Origin of the sequence: Indibacter alkaliphilus LW1, assembly GCF_000295935.2 — a bacterium.
Taxonomy (GTDB): domain Bacteria; phylum Bacteroidota; class Bacteroidia; order Cytophagales; family Cyclobacteriaceae; genus Indibacter; species Indibacter alkaliphilus.
In genome coordinates this window covers 70,282-90,338 of sequence record NZ_ALWO02000023.1, presented here as the reverse complement: position 1 = coordinate 90,338, position 20,057 = coordinate 70,282, and the positions used below count along the sequence as shown (strand labels likewise).

17 protein-coding genes are annotated in these 20,057 nt (G+C 38.4%); 12 read left to right on the top strand and 5 right to left on the bottom strand.

What is annotated here, in order from left to right; all coding sequences use genetic code 11:
- Nucleotides 1–62: 62 nt before the first annotated feature.
- The 9 genes from A33Q_RS04590 (at nucleotide 63) to A33Q_RS04550 (ending at nucleotide 9,685) form a co-directional block, all read left to right on the top strand.
- Entirely contained in the window at nucleotides 63–602 is a 540-nt protein-coding gene (locus A33Q_RS04590; protein WP_016254665.1) for a DinB family protein, read from the top strand.
- Nucleotides 603–707: 105 nt separating this feature from the next.
- Nucleotides 708–3,134, top strand: a complete 2,427-nt coding sequence (locus tag A33Q_RS04585; protein ID WP_009032333.1) for a YfhO family protein — start codon at nucleotides 708–710, stop codon at nucleotides 3,132–3,134.
- 3 nt (nucleotides 3,135–3,137) lie between these two features.
- Complete coding sequence (locus tag A33Q_RS04580) at nucleotides 3,138–4,184, top strand: glycosyltransferase family 4 protein (protein WP_009032332.1); 1,047 nt, start codon at nucleotides 3,138–3,140, stop codon at nucleotides 4,182–4,184.
- 9 nt (nucleotides 4,185–4,193) lie between these two features.
- The gene (locus tag A33Q_RS04575; RefSeq protein ID WP_040490037.1) at nucleotides 4,194–5,039 is read left to right on the top strand and encodes an FkbM family methyltransferase; all 846 of its coding nucleotides are present in this window, start codon (nucleotides 4,194–4,196) and stop codon (nucleotides 5,037–5,039) included.
- Between the two features lie 36 nt (nucleotides 5,040–5,075).
- Nucleotides 5,076–6,554: a lipopolysaccharide biosynthesis protein gene (locus A33Q_RS04570; protein WP_009032330.1), complete on the top strand. Its 1,479-nt coding sequence runs from the start codon at nucleotides 5,076–5,078 to the stop codon at nucleotides 6,552–6,554.
- Between the two features lie 547 nt (nucleotides 6,555–7,101).
- Nucleotides 7,102–8,025, top strand: coding sequence for a universal stress protein (locus A33Q_RS04565; RefSeq protein ID WP_016254664.1), 924 nt, complete (start codon nucleotides 7,102–7,104; stop codon nucleotides 8,023–8,025).
- Between the two features lie 144 nt (nucleotides 8,026–8,169).
- A complete protein-coding gene (locus tag A33Q_RS04560) occupies nucleotides 8,170–8,718 on the top strand; it encodes an RNA polymerase sigma factor (protein ID WP_009032328.1) in 549 nt (182 codons plus the stop codon).
- Nucleotides 8,719–8,839: 121 nt separating this feature from the next.
- A complete protein-coding gene (locus A33Q_RS04555) occupies nucleotides 8,840–9,220 on the top strand; it encodes a hypothetical protein (protein WP_009032327.1) in 381 nt (126 codons plus the stop codon).
- A gap of 12 nt (nucleotides 9,221–9,232) precedes the next feature.
- On the top strand, nucleotides 9,233–9,685 hold the full coding sequence (locus A33Q_RS04550) for a Spy/CpxP family protein refolding chaperone (RefSeq protein WP_009032326.1): 453 nt from the start codon (nucleotides 9,233–9,235) through the stop codon (nucleotides 9,683–9,685).
- 54 nt (nucleotides 9,686–9,739) lie between these two features.
- Here A33Q_RS04550 and mscL read toward each other — a convergent pair whose 3' ends face one another.
- Entirely contained in the window at nucleotides 9,740–10,159 is a 420-nt protein-coding gene (mscL, locus tag A33Q_RS04545) for a large-conductance mechanosensitive channel protein MscL (RefSeq protein ID WP_009032325.1), read from the bottom strand.
- A gap of 239 nt (nucleotides 10,160–10,398) precedes the next feature.
- Here mscL and A33Q_RS04540 point away from each other — a divergent pair, with 239 nt between their 5' ends.
- Both A33Q_RS04540 and pfkA read left to right on the top strand, forming a co-directional pair.
- Nucleotides 10,399–10,782, top strand: a complete 384-nt coding sequence (locus A33Q_RS04540; RefSeq protein ID WP_009032324.1) for a methylglyoxal synthase — start codon at nucleotides 10,399–10,401, stop codon at nucleotides 10,780–10,782.
- The gene (gene pfkA, locus A33Q_RS04535; protein WP_009032323.1) at nucleotides 10,772–11,758 is read left to right on the top strand and encodes a 6-phosphofructokinase; all 987 of its coding nucleotides are present in this window, start codon (nucleotides 10,772–10,774) and stop codon (nucleotides 11,756–11,758) included. The genes A33Q_RS04540 and pfkA overlap by 11 nt, the downstream gene beginning before the upstream one ends.
- A 75-nt stretch (nucleotides 11,759–11,833) precedes the next feature.
- On the opposite strand, the gene A33Q_RS04530 is transcribed toward pfkA, so the two are convergent.
- The 4 genes from A33Q_RS04530 to A33Q_RS04515 form a co-directional block, all read right to left on the bottom strand.
- Nucleotides 11,834–13,384: an alpha-amylase family glycosyl hydrolase gene (locus A33Q_RS04530; protein ID WP_009032322.1), complete on the bottom strand. Its 1,551-nt coding sequence runs from the start codon at nucleotides 13,382–13,384 to the stop codon at nucleotides 11,834–11,836.
- 70 nt (nucleotides 13,385–13,454) lie between these two features.
- Nucleotides 13,455–14,516, bottom strand: coding sequence for a class II fructose-bisphosphate aldolase (gene fbaA, locus A33Q_RS04525; protein WP_009032321.1), 1,062 nt, complete (start codon nucleotides 14,514–14,516; stop codon nucleotides 13,455–13,457).
- Between the two features lie 22 nt (nucleotides 14,517–14,538).
- Nucleotides 14,539–17,337: an alpha-amylase family glycosyl hydrolase gene (locus A33Q_RS04520; protein WP_084328467.1), complete on the bottom strand. Its 2,799-nt coding sequence runs from the start codon at nucleotides 17,335–17,337 to the stop codon at nucleotides 14,539–14,541.
- 135 nt (nucleotides 17,338–17,472) lie between these two features.
- Nucleotides 17,473–18,513, bottom strand: a complete 1,041-nt coding sequence (locus tag A33Q_RS04515) for a SusE domain-containing protein (RefSeq protein WP_009032319.1) — start codon at nucleotides 18,511–18,513, stop codon at nucleotides 17,473–17,475.
- Between the two features lie 343 nt (nucleotides 18,514–18,856).
- On the opposite strand from A33Q_RS04515, the gene A33Q_RS04510 reads away from it, so the two are divergent.
- Nucleotides 18,857–19,888, top strand: coding sequence for a LacI family DNA-binding transcriptional regulator (locus A33Q_RS04510; protein WP_009032318.1), 1,032 nt, complete (start codon nucleotides 18,857–18,859; stop codon nucleotides 19,886–19,888).
- The last annotated feature ends 169 nt before the right edge of the window (nucleotides 19,889–20,057 follow it).

Below are 20,057 nucleotides of genomic sequence, written 5' to 3'. Positions count from 1 at the left end.
TCAAAATTAAATCGAAATTTGTACCCGTGACTTTAATGGAATCTTTATAACATAAGCCCCAAATGAATTGGATAAAGGAAATAAATCAAATCAATACTGAAAGTGAAAAGTATTTCTCTGAAATAAGCGATTCTATATTCTATGCAAAACCTTCAGATGGAAAGTGGAGCCCCGCAGAAAATTTCAATCACTTGGTCAAAGTCAATGAAAGTTATTTCCCTATTTTTGACAAAATCCACAATGGAACATTTCAAGCCCCATTTATTTCTAGGTTCTCCTTTTTCTACAAACTATTCGGAAATATGATTTACCAGTCTGTATCAGATGGAGGTAAGAAAAAAGTAAAAACATTCCCGGCTTGGCAGCCTGAACCAAAGCTTAGCTCTACGGTTCTGAAGGATTTTTTGAATCATCAAAATGAACTGAAAAATCAGATCCAGAAAATCCATCCCTTCGCCGAACATAACACCATCATTCATTCACCAGTCAACAGACTCATTGTATATCCTCTTCATCAGGCCTTAGACATTATTGTAGCCCATGAATGGCGTCATCTGGAACAGGCCAAGTCAGCACTTCAATCAGTTTCTGAAAAGGCTTGATTCATTTTCAATAAGCCTGTGAGCTTAGAAAATGCTGAGGGAGTCCTTCCCTTTGATCAATTATTTATAATTTGCACTTTATCTTACAAAGACAAATAAGCAAAAATGCGATATAATATTCAAAAGCAGGTTTTACCTCATTTTATAGGGGTAGTGATTTTTTACCTTATCGTTTTATTTTACTTCTCCCCAGCCGTGTTTGATGGCAAAATCATCTTTCAATACGATATTTTGCAATGGGAAGGAGCTTCTAAAGAAATCTTGGATTATAGAAAAGAAACGGGAGATGAAGCGTTGTGGACAAATAGGCTTTTTGGCGGTATGCCGGCCTACCTCGTAAGTTTTGAAGTCCCTGGAGACATCACCAACTTCCTAACCAAAATCATCACTCCAGGTTTGCCGCATCCGGTCAATTCACTTTTTGTGGGCATGGTAGCCATGTATATTTTGTTGCTTTCTTTTAAAATACGACCGGAATTTTCCATTGCTTCAGCTGTGGCTTTCGCATTCAACACTTTTCACATCATCAGCTTGGATGCAGGTCACAATGCCAAAATATGGGCAATATGCCTTATTCCTCTTATCCTTGCAGGTATACACCTGGCTTTTGAAGGAAAAAAATGGCTGGGCTTGGCTTTATTTGCATTCGGCTTATTGCTTCAACTTAAGTTCAACCACCTTCAGATAACTTATTATACGGTTATTATAGTCTTGGTATACGGAATCGGAAGATTGTTCCAGTTTTATAAGTACCAACAACTCCCTCAGTTTGGGAAAGTAATCGGGGTATTGCTTATAGGTCTAATCTTGGCTGTTGGTGGAAATCTCAGCAGGTTCATGACGGTGTTGGAATATGGGAAATATTCGACCCGTGGTCAATCCAATTTGAGCAGCCAAGCAGACTCACAAGATGGCCTGGATAAAGACTATGCATTCAACTGGTCACAAGGAAAACTGGAAACTTTGACATTGCTAGTCCCGAACCTTTACGGACCGGGAAGTACAAAGCCTTTCCCAAAGGATCCGGAAACCGAGCGGGTCTTAAGGGCCAATAACATTGACTTGTCACAAGTCAAAGACAATATTGACTATGCCAGAAAATATTGGGGCGATCAACCGGGTACCGGTGGGCCTATCTATGGTAGTGCCATTATGATCCTCCTTTTGATCTTGGGAATTATCTATGCGCCAAAAACATTTAAAGTGGTATTTGCTTCAATAGCCACTATTGGAATTATACTGGCTTGGGGAAAAAATCTGGATTGGCTTAATTACTTTCTGTTTGACTATATGCCCGGATACAATAAGTTCCGGGCTGTTACCATGGCCCTGAGTATGAGTCTTTTTGCCATTCCTGTTTTGGGTGCTTTGGGACTTGAATATTTGTTTAGGAGTAATGCTAAATCTGAAGCTAAAAAATCCCTTTTCATAGCATTTGGATGCAGTGCAGGAATTGCTTTGGTCTTTTGGCTTTTTGCCGGAGTTTTCAATCTAAAGGCTCCATTTGATGACAATTTTCCCGAGTGGCTGGTTGATGCGCTTAAGGAAGACCGGAAGGCTATCCTGCGCGCAAGTGCACTCAAAAGTTTTATGCTGATTTTAATTGCATCAGGATTGATCTGGGCTTCCTTACAAGAAAGAGTCTCTCCAAAAATTACCGGATTGACTTTGGCATTGATCGTCATTTTGGATCTTTGGATCATCAATAAGCTTTTCCTTAATGAAGACGCTTTTCAATTCAGTCCTTCAGAGCAGTTTTTTGCCAAAACTCCTGCCGACGAGACTATCCTCAGAGACCAGGACTACTTCAGGGTGCTTAATATCAACAACCCTTTCAATGATGCACGGACCAGCTATTATTTCAATTCTGTAGGTGGCTATCATGGTGCCAAAATGAAAAGATATCAGGAACTGATTGAAAATGCATTGAATCCTGAAATCCAATCATTTATAGCCAAGGCGCAGGAAGGTGATTTTGACTGGATGTCACTGAATGTGCTCAACATGCTCAATACCAAATATATCATGGCAGGAAGAACAGAAAATGCAGTCTTTCAAAATCCACAGGCCAATGGTTCGGCATGGTTCCCTGCATCAATCGAACAAGTGAACAGTAATGAAGAGGAAATGGAATTGATCAAATCCAGAAATACCAAAGCTTTTGCAACTGTAAACAAGTCTGAATTTGGGGAAGTAGCTGCCGGAGAAGGTCAAGTGGAATTACAGGAGAGAAAGCCTTCAGAGCTTCAATACAGCGTAAATGCCCAAAAAGCAGGTTTGCTTGTTTTTTCGGAAATCTACTACCCCATAGGCTGGAAAGCTACTGTCAATGGAGAGGAAAAAGAAATCATTCGTACCAATTACCTCCTCAGAGGCATTGAGGTACCTGAAGGACAATCTATCGTGAACATGAGTTTCGAGCCGGCTTCCTATTATTCAACCAAAACGATTGTAGTGATTTTCCAATACCTGACCGTTCTATTACTGCTCGGTGCGATATTTATTTCTGTTAGAAATTCCACCAAAAGCTGATCAATGGTCAAGCCCAAAGCCATATTGGTAATTCCTGCATTTCACTCATTCATATTACAGGATATTAAGTTGCTTTCAGAGAGGTACGATCTGATTATCAACCAATATAATTGGGAGAAAAAAGAATTGGCTCCTGTCTATTTTATCAGGCAATTATTTCACCTGGTAAGCCATATTTTAACATGTAGGTTTGTACTCGTACATTTTGGTGGATACTGGGCCTTTTGGCCTGCATTATTGGGGAAGGTTTTTGGCAAACCTGTATTCATCAATTTGCATGGAACGGATTGCGCCTCCATTCCAGAGCTTAATTACGGAAGCCTGAGAATTCCCCTTCTGAGGTGGTTTTGCAAAATGTCATACAACTGGGCAAACCTTCTGCTTCCTGTAAGCCAGTCTTTGGTCAAAAGCAGCAATGAGTTTTATAGCCAGAATTTTCCGCTGGAAAATGGCTTTTTACATCACTTTCCTTTCCTTCAAACAGCTCATCAGGTAATTCCAAATGGTTTTGACATAGATTATTGGAAAATCAACCCTAGAATAGCAAGAGAAAAAAACAGTTTTCTTGCAGTTTTATCGGAAGAACAATTTATTCTGAAAGGTGGGGATTTAATCGTGGAGCTAGCCAGGCGTTTTCCAGATTGTAACTTCAGGATAGCGGGGATGTACCAACCGGAAAGGCTGAATGAAAACCTGGGAAATCTTGAGTTTTTGGGAAAGCTTTCAAAAGAGAGGATTCTGACCGAGTATCAGAAGAGTAGTTTCTATTTTCAGCTTTCAATTTTTGAAGGCTTTGGATGTTCCCTTTGTGAAGCCATGCTTTGTGGTTGTATCCCTATTGCTGCTGCCGTCAATGAAATCCCCAATATAATGGGAAATCACGGTATTCTTTTACAAAAAAGAGATATCAACCAATTGGAAAAAATAGTCAGGAAAGTGATCTCATCTCCTCTTGGGCAAAAGGAAAGAGTTGCAATCAGTCAACATATCAGCAATAAATACCCGTTAGGTGAAAGAAAGGAAATGCTTTTTTCAGTTCTTCCCAAATAAATGAAATCTATGGAAAAATTAGCAGCTTTCTTTTCAAGGCATTTATATGTGATACCTGGAGGTTATTTTTTGGTACAGATGCTGAGGCGAATATTTTCATTGGGCACTATGAGCAATCCTATGCGAGAATTTTCCTTCAGGAGCATGCGCCTGAGGGTAGATATTTCCAAATCAATGGGGGCAGCCATTTATTGGAGGGGAGCACATGATTGGGCTCCTATTTTCGTCATGGAGAAAAACATACAGCATGGATCATGCATCATAGACATTGGGGCCAATCAGGGAGAATACAGTATATGGGCTGCCCGGAAAGCTGGAACAAATGGAAAAGTCATTGCTTTTGAACCAATGGATGAGCTGTTCAACACATTACAAAAAAATATTTCGCTCAATCCAAATTACAAAAATGTCATCATACCTGTCAAAGTCGGCTTGTCTGACAGACCCGGCAAACTCAATCTCTACGGCAAAGAAGGTGATAATGAAGGCGTAAATACCCTTTTCCCCACAGCTTCTCACAATATTCTCATTCAGGAAATCGAACTTTCCACTTTGGATATGGAACTGGAAAAAATGAAAGTTGACAAAGTGGATTTTGTCAAGTTAGATGTAGAAGGTGCTGAGCTACAAGTGCTCAAAGGGTCACAAAAGACGATAGAAAAATACAGGCCTAAATGGCTGATTGAAATTAATGCTGAAGCTTGTGAAGCTGGAGGATATGCTGCTGAGGACATTTTACAACTCCTTTCTGGATTTGGCTATTCTTTTTACAAAATAGGATTAAGGGGTAAACTAATTCCATTACAAAAAATCCAGGATGAATTCAGTAATATTCTTGCAGTCTATGAGGCCTGATTTGGAAATGAAAGGATATTTCTATTTTTACAGGTCATGAGAGTTGTAGCCAGGCAAAGCATACTCACCACTATTTCATCCTATATTGGAGTGCTCATTGGATATTTCAATGTACTCTGGCTTCTACCCTATGCGCTCAATCCGGAACAAATTGGAGTTTTCAGGACAATTCAGGACATGGCTTTGATTTTTGTTCCTTTTGCACAGCTGGGATTAGGTAATGGAATCACCAGGTTTTATCCCAAAGTAAAAGCCAACCAATTTGCCTTTTTCACTATGAGTCTTTTGCTTAGTCTTATTGGTTTTTTTATTGTTGCAGCACTTTTTTTCCTTTTTAAGGAAAGTCTGATTTCAGCTTTTGCTACCAACTCCCCAGAGGTGATTGATTTCTTTGCAGTAGTTTTGTTTATTACTTTTTTCTCGGTTTTGAACTCTATTTTGGATGCATTTTGCCGCTCTTTTCTAAAGGTAGCCATACCCTCCTTTTTTAGAGAAGTTTTGCTCAGACTTCTGGTCGCAATCCTTGTGCTTATCTATTTGATGAAATGGATTCAATTTGATCAAATGATGTGGGGCCTTGCAGGAACATACTTGATTTCCCTTTTGGGAATGATTATTTACATGCTGAAAAACCAAATATTCAAGATAGACTTTGGCTTTGATAGTATTCCTGAAGGCTTTGTCAGGGAGTTTTTAAATTATAGTCTGATCACCTTATTGGGAACTACGGGAGCATTGCTGATCATGAAAATTGACAGCCTGATGGTTACTTCTATGATTGGACTTGAAGCCAACGCTATTTATACCATCGCATTTTCTATAGCCATTGTGATAGAAATGCCGAGAAGGGCCGTTTCTCAGGTAGTGATGCCGGTCATTGCTGAACATTTCGCCAAAAGTGAAGGAGAAAAAATCAACAGATTATATAAAGAGGTCGGGGTACACCAACTTCTGATATGTTTGTTGCTTTTTTTGGGGATTTGGGCCAATATAGAAAACCTTTATCATTTCGTTCCCAACAAAGAAATATATGAGGCTGGAAAATGGGTGGTATTTTGGATAGGTCTGGGCAAGCTTAGCGACATCATGTTTTCTATAAATGGAGAAATCATTGTTTATTCCAGATACTACATATTCAATATTACAGCGACACTCCTGATGAGTGCAGCTGTAATTGCACTCAACTTATTACTGATACCAACTTATGGTATTGAAGGAGCTGCATTCGCTTCATTTTTTGCAATGCTCTTGTTCAACCTGATCAAATACATCTATGTCAGGCTAAGATTGGGCTTTGATCCCTTTACTTGGGACATTTTAAAATTGATCTTATTGGGTATGGCTACATTATTTATCCAGCACTTTCTATACCTCAATAATGATTCAGGATTGCTGGATTTAATCCTGAGGTCATTGACTATTATTATTATTTTCTTAGGAGGAGTATTTTTTTTAAAAATCGCAGCGTCTACCCAAAAGGAATTAATCAAAAAAATAAAAAGACCCAGGCCTTAGAGTGTTACCAAACCTCTTTATAGACAAGATTTGAGCTGCCTTAAATCCACAAACGTCCACTGTTATCCTGCATCCGTAGATACGAGGTCCAACCGAAAGTATCCGGATGGATGAGGCCTGCTTTTGGAAAGGGCTTCACTCGGTATTGTAATTTAATTGTGAAGTTGGAACATGTCAGCGACCTGAGTCCTTGGGCAAATATACGGAATAATATAGTAATCGTTGGCCTGGTCATTTTCGGAAGATTGATACAAAACACTTCAATAAATAAAATTCCTTGCAAACTCAGCGCATATAAGAAAACTACCAAAAATCATTTTGTTGCAGGATTATATCCACATATTTTATTATGTTAAAAAAAATTTATTTCTGTTGTAAATAATCCTCATTGAATTAAATACCTAGAAAGGGCGTATATATCATGAAATGCGGAATAAATTTCTGATTTGAAAAAACCGAAATAAAATTATCGAAATAATATTTTACAAAAATTACTTTTCAAGTATCTAATCGTTTAATTTTGCCACAAGAAAAGGCCCAGAACAAAATGTATCAAATCAAAAAGCTAATCGTTTGCCTAGATCAGAGTGGATTGGATGAAACTTTGGTCAAGTTTGCTTCTTTTATTGCAAAAGTCAATCAGACAAAGAAAATCTACTTCACCAATGTGATCAGAAATCTCAACATTCCAAAGGATGTATTAGAGGAATTCCCAAACCTGATTGACAACATGGTGGAGGAAAGAAAAACACAGATGAAAGCTGTTGTTGACAAAAGCTATGGTGAGCAAGATGGTGTTGAGTTTTCGTTTGTTGTCAAAGAAGGACAACTCTCCAAAAAAATACTTAAGCTTGCTCATGAAAAGTCAGCTGATATGATCATCATTGGAAGAAAAGTAGATCTTCCTGGAACGGGAGTAGTGTCACAGAGATTGGCCAGAAGAGCTTCTTGTTCCTTACTGATTATTCCCGAAAATTCAGTACCAAAAATTGACACGCTTTTGGTGCCTTCGGATTTTTCTGATTATTCAAAAGATGCCTTGGAAGAAGCCGTTCTTATTGCTGAGAAATACGGAAAAAAAGCAGGTATCATCTGTCAAAATGTGTTTTCTGTACCATCTGGCTATCATTTTACAGGCAAAAGCTATAAAGAATTCACATCCATCATGAGGATGCATGCCGAAATCAATTTTAAGAAATTTATCAGAAAAATAGACACAAAAAACATTGAAATCACCCCTGTTTACACACAAGATGAAGACGATGACCCTGTAGAGGATATTTTGGCTAAGGCCAAAGAAATTAAGGCCGACGGAATAATTATCGGGGCCAAAGGACGAACAGCCGCTACAGCCCTATTTATAGGTAGTATGGCTGAAAGACTGATTCAACTGAATGATCAATTTCCGCTTCTGGTAACGAGACCTAAAGGGAAAAATGCCGGTATTCTGGATTATATTTTGGAAATCTAATTTTGCGCAGGGCCTAGTGCCCTGCTTTTTTTTGCACTTTAGGCTGGAAATTTAATCCTGAAGTAAGTTTTAGATTTCCTGTGATTTTTCAGAACTTTCATACATACTTTAAACTTATTCCTTTTCTCTTTGTCAAAGTCTCAGATGATATCATTGAGTGATTTAGAACTTTTAAATTTGATCCAAGACCCCAAATCCAAAGAGAAGGGATATAGACTATTGATTGAGTTATACCAAAAAAGAGTCTATGGGATCGCAAGAAAAATGGTGATAGATCATGAAGACGCTGATGATATTACTCAGATTACCTTTATCAAAGCATTTAAAAATTTTCAGAATTTCAATGGCAATTCCTCCATTTTCACATGGCTTTATAGAATTGCCACCAACGAAAGCCTGAATTTTCTTCAGAAGAGGAAAAGAAGATTCTTCTTCAGCATCGAAGATCATGAAGAGGTTTTAAAAAAACAAATTGATACCTCTCCCCTTTTGGACGGGGACGAAATAGAACGAAAATTACAAAAAGCACTGCTAACTCTACCTGAGAAACAAAGACTGGTCTTCAACCTTCGGTTTTATGAAGATCTGAGTTATGATGAAATCAGTAAAATCACCGATACAAGTGTCGGTGGATTAAAAGCCAGCTACCATCATGCTGTCAAGAAACTTGAAAATGAATTGAAAGATAAATAAACCATTGCCCCTGGCCACTGTCTAATAAATACATGAACCGTAAGCTTCCGGAAAAAGTGAAATCAATAACAGAGGTTATCGATAGTGATTTCCAAAATTGCCCAAATAAAACCATAATCTGATGAAAGAAAAATTTCCTAAAAGAGACATTTTCAAAGTTCCGGAAGGATATTTTGATGGGTTACCCGATAAGATTCTGGAAAGGTCACAAAATGAAAAGAAAACAGTTTTTCTAGATATTGTCAAATATGCAGCAGCTGCTGTCTTAGTCATAGGACTGATATATTTCATTACTCCATTTGAGCAAAGCAATGAACAGAGTCTTCAGGTATTCCTAATGGATGAAGAAATTGAATTTTACATCGAGTCGGACTTTTGGAAAGCAGAAGACATTTTGGCCTTGGTGGACAACCCGGACGAATTGTTGGATGAGATCCTTGCCGAAGAGTGGAGTGTTTACGAAGAAATAGATTTGGATGATTGGGATGAAACCTGGTTTTAAAATAGAAACTCTATGAAAAATATAAGCTTAACATTACTTGTTTTCTTGATGACTTTAGGGGTTTTTGCCCAAAGACCTGAGAGAACTTATGACAAAGAAAAACTAGAATCAGCAAGAGTCGCATTTATTACAAACCGACTGGATCTAAAGCCGGAACAAGCTGAGAAATTTTGGCCTGCATTTAATGAATATCAGGAAAAGAGAAACTCCATGATGAAGGACATGTCTGAAATCAATAGAAAAGCCAATTCAGATATTTCAGACCAAGATGCAGGGCAATTGATCAAGAAGAGGCTCGAAATCCAACAAAACATGTTGAATTTGGAAAAGCAGTTCATGGATGATGTCCAAAAAACGATCAGCCCTTCCCAGGCGGCAAAACTGCATGAGGTCAACAGGCAGTTTACAAGGCAACTCTACAGAATGAATCAGGGTAGATCCAGAGGTCAGCAAAGAAATAATTAAACAGAAAAAGCAGCTATTTGCTGCTTTTTCTGTTTGATAAAAACGATAAATAAGTTAGTCTTTCTTTTTCAACAAATCTCTGATTTCTTCTAAAAGTACTTCGGACTTAGGAGGAGCAGGTGGTGCAGCAGGAGCTTCTTCCTTTTTCTTCTTCATATTATTTAGTGCCCTGATCGCCATGAAGATTACAAAAGCGATGATCGTAAAATCCACAACATTCTGGATAAAATTGCCATAGCTCAAGAGCACAGGAGCCATTTCTTCGCCTCCCTCGCTGATGTAAGCATCTCGGAGTACCAATGCCAAATCCTTAAAATCCACTCCTCCCAATGCCATTCCAATAGGCGGCATGACAATATCATTGACAAAAGAAGTGACGATTTTACCAAAAGCACCCCCAATGATAACGGCCACAGCCAAATCAACAACATTGCCTTTGACTGCAAATTCTTTAAATTCTTTGATTAAGCTCATAGGTTAACTGATTAAAATTTTTAGTTGAACAATTAGAAGCAAAATAATAAAAATTATATGTGATTATTGGTTTCTATAAAATAAACTTCCAATTTTCACTGATATTAAAGGATTTTATGTCATTGATCTCTATAAAAGAGTAATTTCTGATTGAAGAATTAATGAATTAATAAAGAAAGACCCGAAAAGTAAGTCTGAAAATTTTATAACTTACAGCCTCAAACCTATTAATCATTTCTATGAAAATCGCCCTCATTGCCCACGATGGCAAAAAAGCAGATATGGTGCACTTTTTAAGCGGTTACAAAAGCCAATTACACCATGCAGACATAGAGCTTGTAGCTACCGGAACCACAGGCTCCCATATTGAAAGAGCAGGCTTCAATGTAAGAAAACTGCTTTCCGGACCATTGGGAGGAGATGCCCAAATTGCATCGATGGCCGCCACCAAAGAGCTTGCCATGGTGATCTTTTTCAGAGATCCTCTGGACAAGCACCCCCACGAACCAGATGTTCAGATGTTGATGAGGATATGTGATGTCCACAATATTCCCCTTGCTACAAACCCAGCAGCAGCCAACTTGATGTTCGAACAATTAACAAAAGACTTTGATGGAAAATAAGACTATAAAAAGAATTGCTGTCCTCACTTCTGGGGGAGATGCCCCTGGCATGAATGCTGCGATCCGAGCTGCAGTAAGAGCGGGATTTTACTACAATCTTGAAATGTTTGGAGTCTACAGAGGATATGAAGGCATGATCCAAAATGAAATCAAGAAACTGGAATCCAAAAATATTGCACATGTTCTCGAAAGAGGCGGAACCTTTCTTAAATCAGCAAGAAGTGCTGAGTTCAGAACCGAAGAAGGACGAAAAAAAGCTTATGACAACCTAAAGAAGCATGGTATTGATGCCTTGGTAGTGATAGGTGGAGACGGTTCACTTACAGGAGCGCACCTTTTTTACAAAGAATATGGAATCCCTGCTGTAGGTGTTCCCGGCACTATTGACAATGACCTGTCCGGGACAGATATGACTATTGGATTTGATACTGCTTGCAACACAGCTATTCAGGCAATAGATAAAATCAGGGATACTGCCACTTCACATGACAGACTTTTCTTTGTGGAGGTGATGGGAAGAGATGCCGGTTTTATTGCAATCAATGCAGGAATAGGCAGTGCTGCTGCAGCTACATTGATTCCGGAAAAGAAAATGCCTATAGAAAGGTTAATTGAAAGATTAAAGGCAAGAACCAAAGCAATGAAAACCTCCAATATCGTGATTGTAGCAGAAGGAGGAAAAAGTGGCGGTGCTGCAGAAATAGCAGAAAAAATCAAAAAGCAACTCCCCTATTATGATATCAAAGTCACCATTTTAGGCCACTTGCAGAGAGGTGGCGCACCTTCTTCTTTAGACAGGGTACTCGCAAGTAAACTTGGAGTAGCTGCCGTGGAAGGCCTGCTACACGGGAAGTATGATGTAATGGCTGGAATAATCAATAACAAAATTGTCTACACCCCTATTGCTAAAGCGATCCTAGGAGAAAAGGAAGTGGATGAAGACGACTTTAGAATTGCGAAAATCCTTTCTACCTGATCCAATTTACATCTTTAAAGCACAAAACGAAAAAGAGGCCAAGGCCTCTTTTTCGTTTTGATATCCAGTGAAATTCTATTTTTCAAAAATGATACTTGAATAAGCAGGCAAGTCAAGCTCATTATTATCAACCGTGGTACCTCCAAAAGTATAAATGACATCTTGGTAATCATCAGGAATCACTAATTTCTGATGAACATCACTTAAGTTATGGATTACGAGCAAATCTTGATTTTTATGCTTTCTGTAAAATGCCATCAAAGGAGTCGGTAAATCACCTTCAAACAATTCAAGCTTGCCTAAAGCCAACCCTCTATTTGTATTCCTGAGTTTGATTATTTCTTTGTAATGATTGAAAAAACTCGTACTCATAGATTTCTGAATGGCCAGAGGAGTGACCGTTTCATCAATTGAATATTCAGGTTCAATCCAAGTAGCCCTTCCTTTATCATTGGCTTGAATATCCCATAAAAATGGCTCTCTGATATGTTCATCGGGCTTTTTCCCCAACATGCCTATTTCCTCTCCATAATACAGGTATGGTGCACCCGGCATACTCATCAAGATATTGATTGCCTGCTTATACTTCTTGGGATTTTCATTGAGTGAGTTTAAAAGCCTAGGCTGGTCATGGTTAGAAGAAAAGGTAGCATCTATAAACTCGTCCGTGATTTCATCATAAAAATCAAGTATCTCTTTTTGTTTTTTTGCTAAGAGCATTCCATCCTCTTTTTCATAACTTTCCAACAAGGTATAGTGAAAATCGAAATTGAAAAGTGCAGGTAAACCAGGTAAATATGGAGCTACGATTTCTTTCATATCGTAGACCTCTCCCACCAAATAAACATCCGGTTTGATCTCTTCCATTTTTTCTCGGAATTCTTTCCAAAAGGCATGGTTATCTTCCGGTCTATCATCCGGAAAAATATGTTTTGCAGCATCAAGTCTAAAACCATCAACACCTACTTCTTCAAGCCAAAATCTTCCAATTTCATAGATTTCCTCTCTCACCTTCGGGTTATCAAAATTTAAGTCAGGCATACCTCCATAGAAAAACCCATAATAGTAATCTTCACCGAATCCAGGGTCATGCCATTGCTGAATATTGTCAGAATCCAGCGTGATAGTCTTTTTATTGATGTAATCGGCAATAGTATCCTTTTGAGCCCATACATAATAATCTCTGTAAGGGTTATCTCTGCTCTTTTGGGATTCCAAAAACCAGGGATGCTCATTAGAAGTATGATTGATAATCATATCAATCACGATTTTGATATCTTTATCGTGGGCCGCTTGGATCATCTCTTTGAAATCTTCCAAGGTCCCATAGTCAGGATGAATGTCCAAATAATCAGTAACATCATACTTGTGATAGCTGGGTGATGGCATCACTGGCATAAACCAGATGGCATTTGCTCCCAGTTCTTTGACATGTTCCAGCTTTTTGGTTACACCTTTAATATCTCCGATTCCATCTCCATTTGAATCATAAAAAGATTGGATAAAAATTTCATAGGTTATACCAGCATTGGGCCAGTAATTTTCCAATTCGCCTTCTTTTGTGCCAGAGCATGCAACTGAAATCAACAAAATCAAATAAATAAAGAGGTAGATATTTTTTCTCATTTTAAATGCTTCTTTTAAAAAGAAAAAGTCACCTGTCAGTGACTTTTTCCTCCAAAATATAAGTATGAAATTAATTTCTATTTACTGCATTGAGCATGTCAAAAGCAAGCTCCAGCCTCTTGATAAAGCTTTCTTCACCTTTTCTCAACCATACTCTTGGATCGTAGTATTTTTTATTTGGACTGTCATCGCCTTCAGGATTTCCAAGTTGGGTCTGTAGGTACGCTTCTTTTGATTGATAATAATCTTTGACTCCTTCCCAGAATGCCCATTGTTGATCTGTATCAATATTCATTTTGATAGAGCCATATCCATTAGCTTCTCTTATCTCTTCTTTTGAAGAACCTGAGCCACCATGGAAAACAAAATAAACCGGCTTATCTCCAGTATTGAATTTTTTGGAAATATACTCCTGGGAATCTCTCAATATGGTGGGTTTCAAACTTACATTTCCCGGCTTATACACACCATGTACATTACCGAAGGATGCGGCAACTGTAAAGAGATCTCCTACCTGCTTAAGATGCTCATAAGCATAGGCTACTTCTTCTGGTTGAGTATAAAGCTTAGAGCTATCTACATCCGTATTGTCTACACCATCTTCTTCTCCTCCAGTAATACCTAATTCTATTTCAATGGCCATTCCCAGTTCATTGAACTTTTTGAAATAATCAACAGAAATTTCAATGTTTTCCTTTACCGGCTCTTCGGAAAGATCCAACATATGGGAACTGAATAAAGGCTTTTTATTAGCTGCAAAATATGCTCTGCCTTCTTCAAAAACTCCATCAATCCAAGGGAGTAGTTTTTTGGCACAGTGGTCAGTATGCAAAATCACCGGTACACCATAAGCTTCTGCCATCTGATGTACATGAAGCGCACCGGAAACTGTACCTGCAATAGCGGCTTTTTGATTTTCATTGCTCAGTCCTTTGCCTGCATAAAACTGTCCTCCTCCGTTTGAGAATTGAACAATTACAGGTGAGTTGACTTTTTTGGCTGTTTCAAGAACACCATTTATTGTACTGGTATTGATGACATTAACAGCTGGCATCGCAAACTCACTTTCTTTTGCATAGTCCAATAGGTCTTTGAGCTCTTCACCGTATTTTACTCCTGGTTTGAATTTCATGATTGTTTTTTAATAAGGTTGATTAATGTTTGATAAATCTCTTTTTGAGAACCTGCCGGCTATCAAAGACTTCAAAGATATAAAGACCTGCCTTAAATTCCCTTATATCAACCTGTAAATTGTCATTCCCTGCCAAATGAGTCCCTTCACTCAACACGGTTCCTTTTACATCTATTATCCTGTAATTAAATTGATTAACGTCTTTTGGAAAGCTAACATTTAGCTCGGTTTTTGCCGGCACAGGAAAAACTTTGAAGCCTGACAAATCCGGTTCCTCTACATCAATATTCGTGATAAGCTCCTCCATCAGAATATCACCTTCCGGTGTTTCTAAAGGTTCGGAAGTAAATAGTAAAAACTCATTTGGTCTCAACCTGAAAGTTCTTGAATTGCCTGTCACTTCTATTTCTTCACCTGTAAAAAAATTATACCATTTCCCGGATCTTGGAAACGTCAATGAAGCATTATTTGCTGTATTGAGCCCAAAGTTGCCGAACAAGACCACATGAAAATCTCCATCTGAAAGTCTGATGGACTTTACCGGTTGATTGAGCGCAAGGGTTGCATTCTCAGGTTTATTGAAGGCCTTGTGCTCATTTTTAAGCTTGATCATTGCTTTATACAATCTGTAAAGCCTTAATCTCTCTGGATCATCCAAATAATTCCACCGGGTTGGTTTGATTCCCAATCTGTCATTATTCAGCTCCAGGTCATACCCAAACTCTTCAAACTGCCAAAGCATTTTTGGGCCAGGAATACTGAAGAAAAATGCAGCCATCAACTGATTCCTGTTTACGGCATTTTTAAGCTCTCTTATATTGACCGGTGAAGTCTGACCTGAAGTCAAAGACTCCCACATGGTTCTTTCCTCATCATGGCTTTCCATATAGCTGATGAGGTGATTCTTTGCCCAGCCCCTTGTTTGATAATATCCCCAGTCAAAATTTCTGTTCCCGCCCTTGGCAATTTCTCTAAAATCAGAATTCAGGTTACCCCAAAACATCATCCCGTAATTGGCCAACTCTGTTTCTTCTGAATTGTCTGAAAAGTGCTCTAGGATAACATAAGAGTCAGGATGTCTTTCTTTGATATTATCATAGATATTTTTCCAAATCGCAATTCTTGACTCGTCTCTCTGACTCCAAAGTCCTACATCATTACCGGAGTTGAACTGTGTAAAACCTTTACTCAGGTCAAATCTATAGCCATCAAATTTATATTCGGTTAACCAATAGTTGTTTACTGTATCTACAAATGCCTGTGTGTAGGTGCTTTCATGATTGAAATCATACCCTACATTGAAAGGATGCTTTGCCACCCTATTGAGCCATGGATTGTCTTCGGTAGGTGCTCCATAGTCACCGTCATTGTACAACCTCACAAATGGATTTTGACCAAAGGCATGATTCAAAACCATATCCAATAAGACTACCATATCCCTTTTGTGGGCTTCATCGATGAGTTCCTTCAGGTCATTTTTTGTCCCATAAAACTTGTCAACAGCAAAAAAGAAAGAAGGATTATAACCCCAAGAAAGATTGCCTTCAAATTCTTTTATAGGCATCAATTCTAGGGCATTGATCCCTAAATCCTTCAGGTAATCAAGTCTTTCTATTACTGCTTTGAAGGTTCTTCTATCATCAAAGTCCCTGACCAAAAGCTCATAAACCACCAATTCTTCAGGATCAGGCTTATTGTAATCCAAATATTTCCATTCGTATGGCTCTTGAGCTGTTTGTAAGAAAGTTGCTTGAAACTCCGTCTTCCCATCAGGATAGGGCTTAAGATCAGGATACCTGTTTTGCTGAATAATTTCATTATCATGAAAAGGATCCGATACTTTGTCTGCATAAGGGTCTCCAATTCTGAGTACCCCGTCCACTAAATACTGAAATATATATTCTTCTCCAGGAATTAAATTCTCAAGCTTAAACCAAAACATTTCCCCATCAGGTGTTTGATTCATTTGAAAATCTCCTAGAATTTCCCAATCATTAAAATCTCCTATGACGAAAGCATTTCTTTTTCCCGGAGCCTCAAGAACCAAAATCACTTCAGTATCAGAGATGTAATTGATTCCTTTGATTGCTCCGCTCGGAAGAGGCAATTGTGGACTAGCCCCAACTACCGAAATCGTCAAATTGGAAGTACTCTCTTCATCATTTTGAATTGCTTTCGCTTCTACATTGAATGTACCTTCTGAAGCTGCCGTAAATGTATATTCCAATTCAGAAGCACTGCTAGCTGTAGCAACCTGTGAACCATTCACTGAAAGTGAAAGCGAAGCAGCTTCAGAGGATACAATTTTGATTTCTTGCGTTTCTCCTATTCCTAAAATCACAGAAGACGCGGCTGGAGAGGTGAAAATTACCTGAAACCCTTGGCTTAAATCAATAAAAAAATCTCCGTTTGTGTCTGTTTTCCCTTCTCTAGTCCCATCAGCGTTTCTAAATACCAAACCCAACCTGTAAATGATTTGCTCTTCCTCCAAATCAAAAAAATCATTGGGTGTAACCTCCCATTCCCAAAGTGTATCTTCACCTTCTACTTTGGTCATGAGGGCATCAGGATTGTCTGTTCCCCATTGAAAAGGAACATTGGCCCAAGTGCTTGAGTTTGGACCTGCCAGTACTGCTCCAATATGGACATACACTGCAGCAGCATCTTGCAAACCGGTAGTACCTTGACTGGCATCATAAATGATTTTGATATTTTGGTCTGCTCTAGGAAATGCAGGAACTGTGGTCACTTGCGCACTTACCTGACTAAGTCCCAGCAAAAAAAAGGTGAAAGCAGAAAAGAGCTTATAATAATACTTCATGTTGATCATGTAAGGGGTAAAAGATTGATAAATTGACCTTTATCAAATATAAACTTAATTCTTAAATAGGGTTGGGAATAAAATAAAAAAGTACCGAAACATGTCCGGTACTTTTTCTTTCTCCATTGATTCAGATTAATTCATTTCTACTGTGTACAATACACTTCCTGGAGTTTTGAAGTCCAAAGTAATAGTGTATGTTCCATCTGCAGGAATAACAATATTAGGTCCATCAAAACCCGCTACTCCTTCATCATCACTGCCTCCATAATTTTGGTCCCAAGTATTGGTTCTGAATTTCATTTCACCTTCTACCAAGTCTGCTGTAATTTTCAGAATATTCTCAGCAGCATCAAAAGTCATTGGTGTTTCAGTATCCCAACCACCAGCAGTTGCGCTTCCAATAATACCCCATATACCTATTCTCTCAAGCTCATAAGTTAGGTTGTTCAAATCAGCGACAACTCTGTATGTTCCAAATTCACCAGGAATTTTAATATTGTCTCCCCCTTCTGATAGTACTCCTTCAGAGGCCATACCGAAGTCCGGAAATTCATCCCACTCAGGACCCGTGATGAATTTGAATTCACCCGAACCACCTAAAATATGTACAAATCCTTCATATACTTCATTGGCTTCCGGAGAAAACAAAACGGTATTGTCATTTCCAGGATTCCAGCTTTGATAGTCACCTGGTACCCTAAGCGCAGGAAAATCCACTGCATCCAAATAAGGAGTAACATTGATAGTAACCGGACTGCCCACAATATCCCTGAGAGAACGGTCAATGATAGCTCTCACTCTAAATTCTATAGGACCAGAGGTTCCAGCTTGAAGGCCTTCAGCCAAAACTCTTCTGTTCAACTCTCCTACTTTCACTTCCACAGTAGTGGTTGTGGAAGATCCTACTGCTACAGGACTGGCAAAATTATTTCCCGGAGCATCTAATTCAATCGAATAAGTAACCTCACCACTGGTTCCAAAATTGGCCTGTGATACCTCAAAAACTAACATATCCTCAGATTCAGCCTGGTCAAGGACAATGCTTGAACCTTCAGAAGGACTTGTAATGGTGGAAGGGGTTTGCTGTACAATGGGTGGCATATCCATCTCACCGCAGGACCACAGCAAAGGTAGCGCTAAAGCCAACCCTAGAAATTTAGAAAGTACTCTCATAATTGTTTTGGTATTTATTGTTGCAAATTGTGTGATTTAATTATAATTAATATTTAAATATTTAAAATTATCCTGTAAGCATACTATCAATATTCTTCATATTTAAATTAAACTCATTGAAATATTATAGAATTAACAATGCATTTACAAGCTGTTCAAAAAGAAAAATTAATGATTTGACAATGCAAACGTCACCGCAAACGTTTGCACACAAAATAATTTTTTGGTGAATATTACCTAAGCTGATTTTAATTATCATTGTTTCTTTAAAAATTTTGATAGGTGTCTACTTGACTTGACCTAAAATCAACTATATTTAAAATATTAGAATAAGATAATTTTCATGAAACTAGGACAAGCAACAATCAAGGACATTGCCAAAGAGCTAAATGTGTCATCTTCCACTGTTTCAAGGGCACTCAAAGACTACCCCGGTATCAGCGATGAAACCAAAAGAAAGGTCAAAGAATTGGCTGATAAATTAAACTACAGACCAAATGCAGTTGCACTTAGCCTTAGAAAAAGCAAGTCTTTTACTATCGGAGTCATTATTCCGGAAGTCGTACATTTTTTCTTTTCCACTGTCATTAGCGGAATAGAGGAAATCGCATTTGCCAACGGGTACAATGTGATTCTATGTCAGACCAATGAAAGGTTGGATAGGGAAAAAAGCAGTATCGAAACCATGCTATCCAATCAAATTGATGGCTTATTGGTGAGCTATTCCAAGGAAACAACTGATTTTGAACATTTCAGCAAATTGATGAAATTGGAATTTCCTATAGTATTTTTTGATCGATTACCCGACCTCCCCAATTCCATCAATGTAACTGTCAATGATTATGATGGTGCCTATCAGGCCGTAACCCATCTTATTTCACAGGGCTACAAAAAAATTGTCCATCTAGCAGGACCCAAAAACCTTACCATCAGTAAGAAAAGAAGAGAGGGTTATATCCAAGCCTTGGAAGATGCAGGAATTTCTGTCAATGAAAACCTGATTGTAGAATGTCCCAGCGGAACAGAAAAGGAAAGCTTCGATGTCACTATAAAATTATTCGAAGATGTCGACAACAGACCAGATGCCATTTTTGCACACCATGATATTGTGGGTGCTGGTGCAATGATGGCCTTAAAGTCCATTGGATTGAAAATACCTGAAGATGTGGGAGTCGTGGGATATTCCAATTGGCAGTTTTCATCCATGATAGACCCTCCCCTTTCAACGGTTTCCCAACCCGGTTTTAATATTGGTGAAAAAGCAACGACCATGTTACTGGATATGATAAACAATAAAAATGACTACAAAAAAGAACCGGTTCATGTGGTTTTGGACACTGAATTATTGGTAAGAAAGTCATCAGTTAGGCTCTAAATAGATTTTTTTAAAAAAAAATCTGACTTTTTGTGCAAACGTTTGAATAGCGTTCATAAGATTAATTTAGGGCTTAAGCCATTATTTTACACACCTCAAATGCCTTTTAAAGAGGATACAGGCATTTTTTACTAAAGTTTAACTTTCTAAATTAGCTTGGTCACAGCTC

Bases quoted from the DNA above. Each gene is read 5' to 3' on its own strand.
- A33Q_RS04550 (WP_009032326.1), top strand. From the start codon at position 9,233: ATGAAAAATATAAGCTTAACATTACTTGTTTTCTTGATGACTTTAGGG.
- A33Q_RS04580 (WP_009032332.1), top strand. From the start codon at position 3,138: ATGGTCAAGCCCAAAGCCATATTGGTAATTCCTGCATTTCACTCATTC.
- A33Q_RS04570 (WP_009032330.1), top strand. From the start codon at position 5,076: ATGAGAGTTGTAGCCAGGCAAAGCATACTCACCACTATTTCATCCTAT.
- A33Q_RS04565 (WP_016254664.1), top strand. From the start codon at position 7,102: ATGTATCAAATCAAAAAGCTAATCGTTTGCCTAGATCAGAGTGGATTG.
- A33Q_RS04520 (WP_084328467.1), bottom strand. From the start codon at position 17,337: ATGAAGTATTATTATAAGCTCTTTTCTGCTTTCACCTTTTTTTTGCTG.
- A33Q_RS04560 (WP_009032328.1), top strand. From the start codon at position 8,170: ATGATATCATTGAGTGATTTAGAACTTTTAAATTTGATCCAAGACCCC.
- A33Q_RS04540 (WP_009032324.1), top strand. From the start codon at position 10,399: ATGAAAATCGCCCTCATTGCCCACGATGGCAAAAAAGCAGATATGGTG.
- pfkA (WP_009032323.1), top strand. From the start codon at position 10,772: ATGGAAAATAAGACTATAAAAAGAATTGCTGTCCTCACTTCTGGGGGA.
- A33Q_RS04515 (WP_009032319.1), bottom strand. From the start codon at position 18,513: ATGAGAGTACTTTCTAAATTTCTAGGGTTGGCTTTAGCGCTACCTTTG.
- A33Q_RS04575 (WP_040490037.1), top strand. From the start codon at position 4,194: ATGGAAAAATTAGCAGCTTTCTTTTCAAGGCATTTATATGTGATACCT.
- A33Q_RS04585 (WP_009032333.1), top strand. From the start codon at position 708: ATGCGATATAATATTCAAAAGCAGGTTTTACCTCATTTTATAGGGGTA.
- A33Q_RS04555 (WP_009032327.1), top strand. From the start codon at position 8,840: ATGAAAGAAAAATTTCCTAAAAGAGACATTTTCAAAGTTCCGGAAGGA.
- A33Q_RS04510 (WP_009032318.1), top strand. From the start codon at position 18,857: ATGAAACTAGGACAAGCAACAATCAAGGACATTGCCAAAGAGCTAAAT.
- A33Q_RS04530 (WP_009032322.1), bottom strand. From the start codon at position 13,384: ATGAGAAAAAATATCTACCTCTTTATTTATTTGATTTTGTTGATTTCA.
- mscL (WP_009032325.1), bottom strand. From the start codon at position 10,159: ATGAGCTTAATCAAAGAATTTAAAGAATTTGCAGTCAAAGGCAATGTT.
- A33Q_RS04590 (WP_016254665.1), top strand. From the start codon at position 63: ATGAATTGGATAAAGGAAATAAATCAAATCAATACTGAAAGTGAAAAG.
- fbaA (WP_009032321.1), bottom strand. From the start codon at position 14,516: ATGAAATTCAAACCAGGAGTAAAATACGGTGAAGAGCTCAAAGACCTA.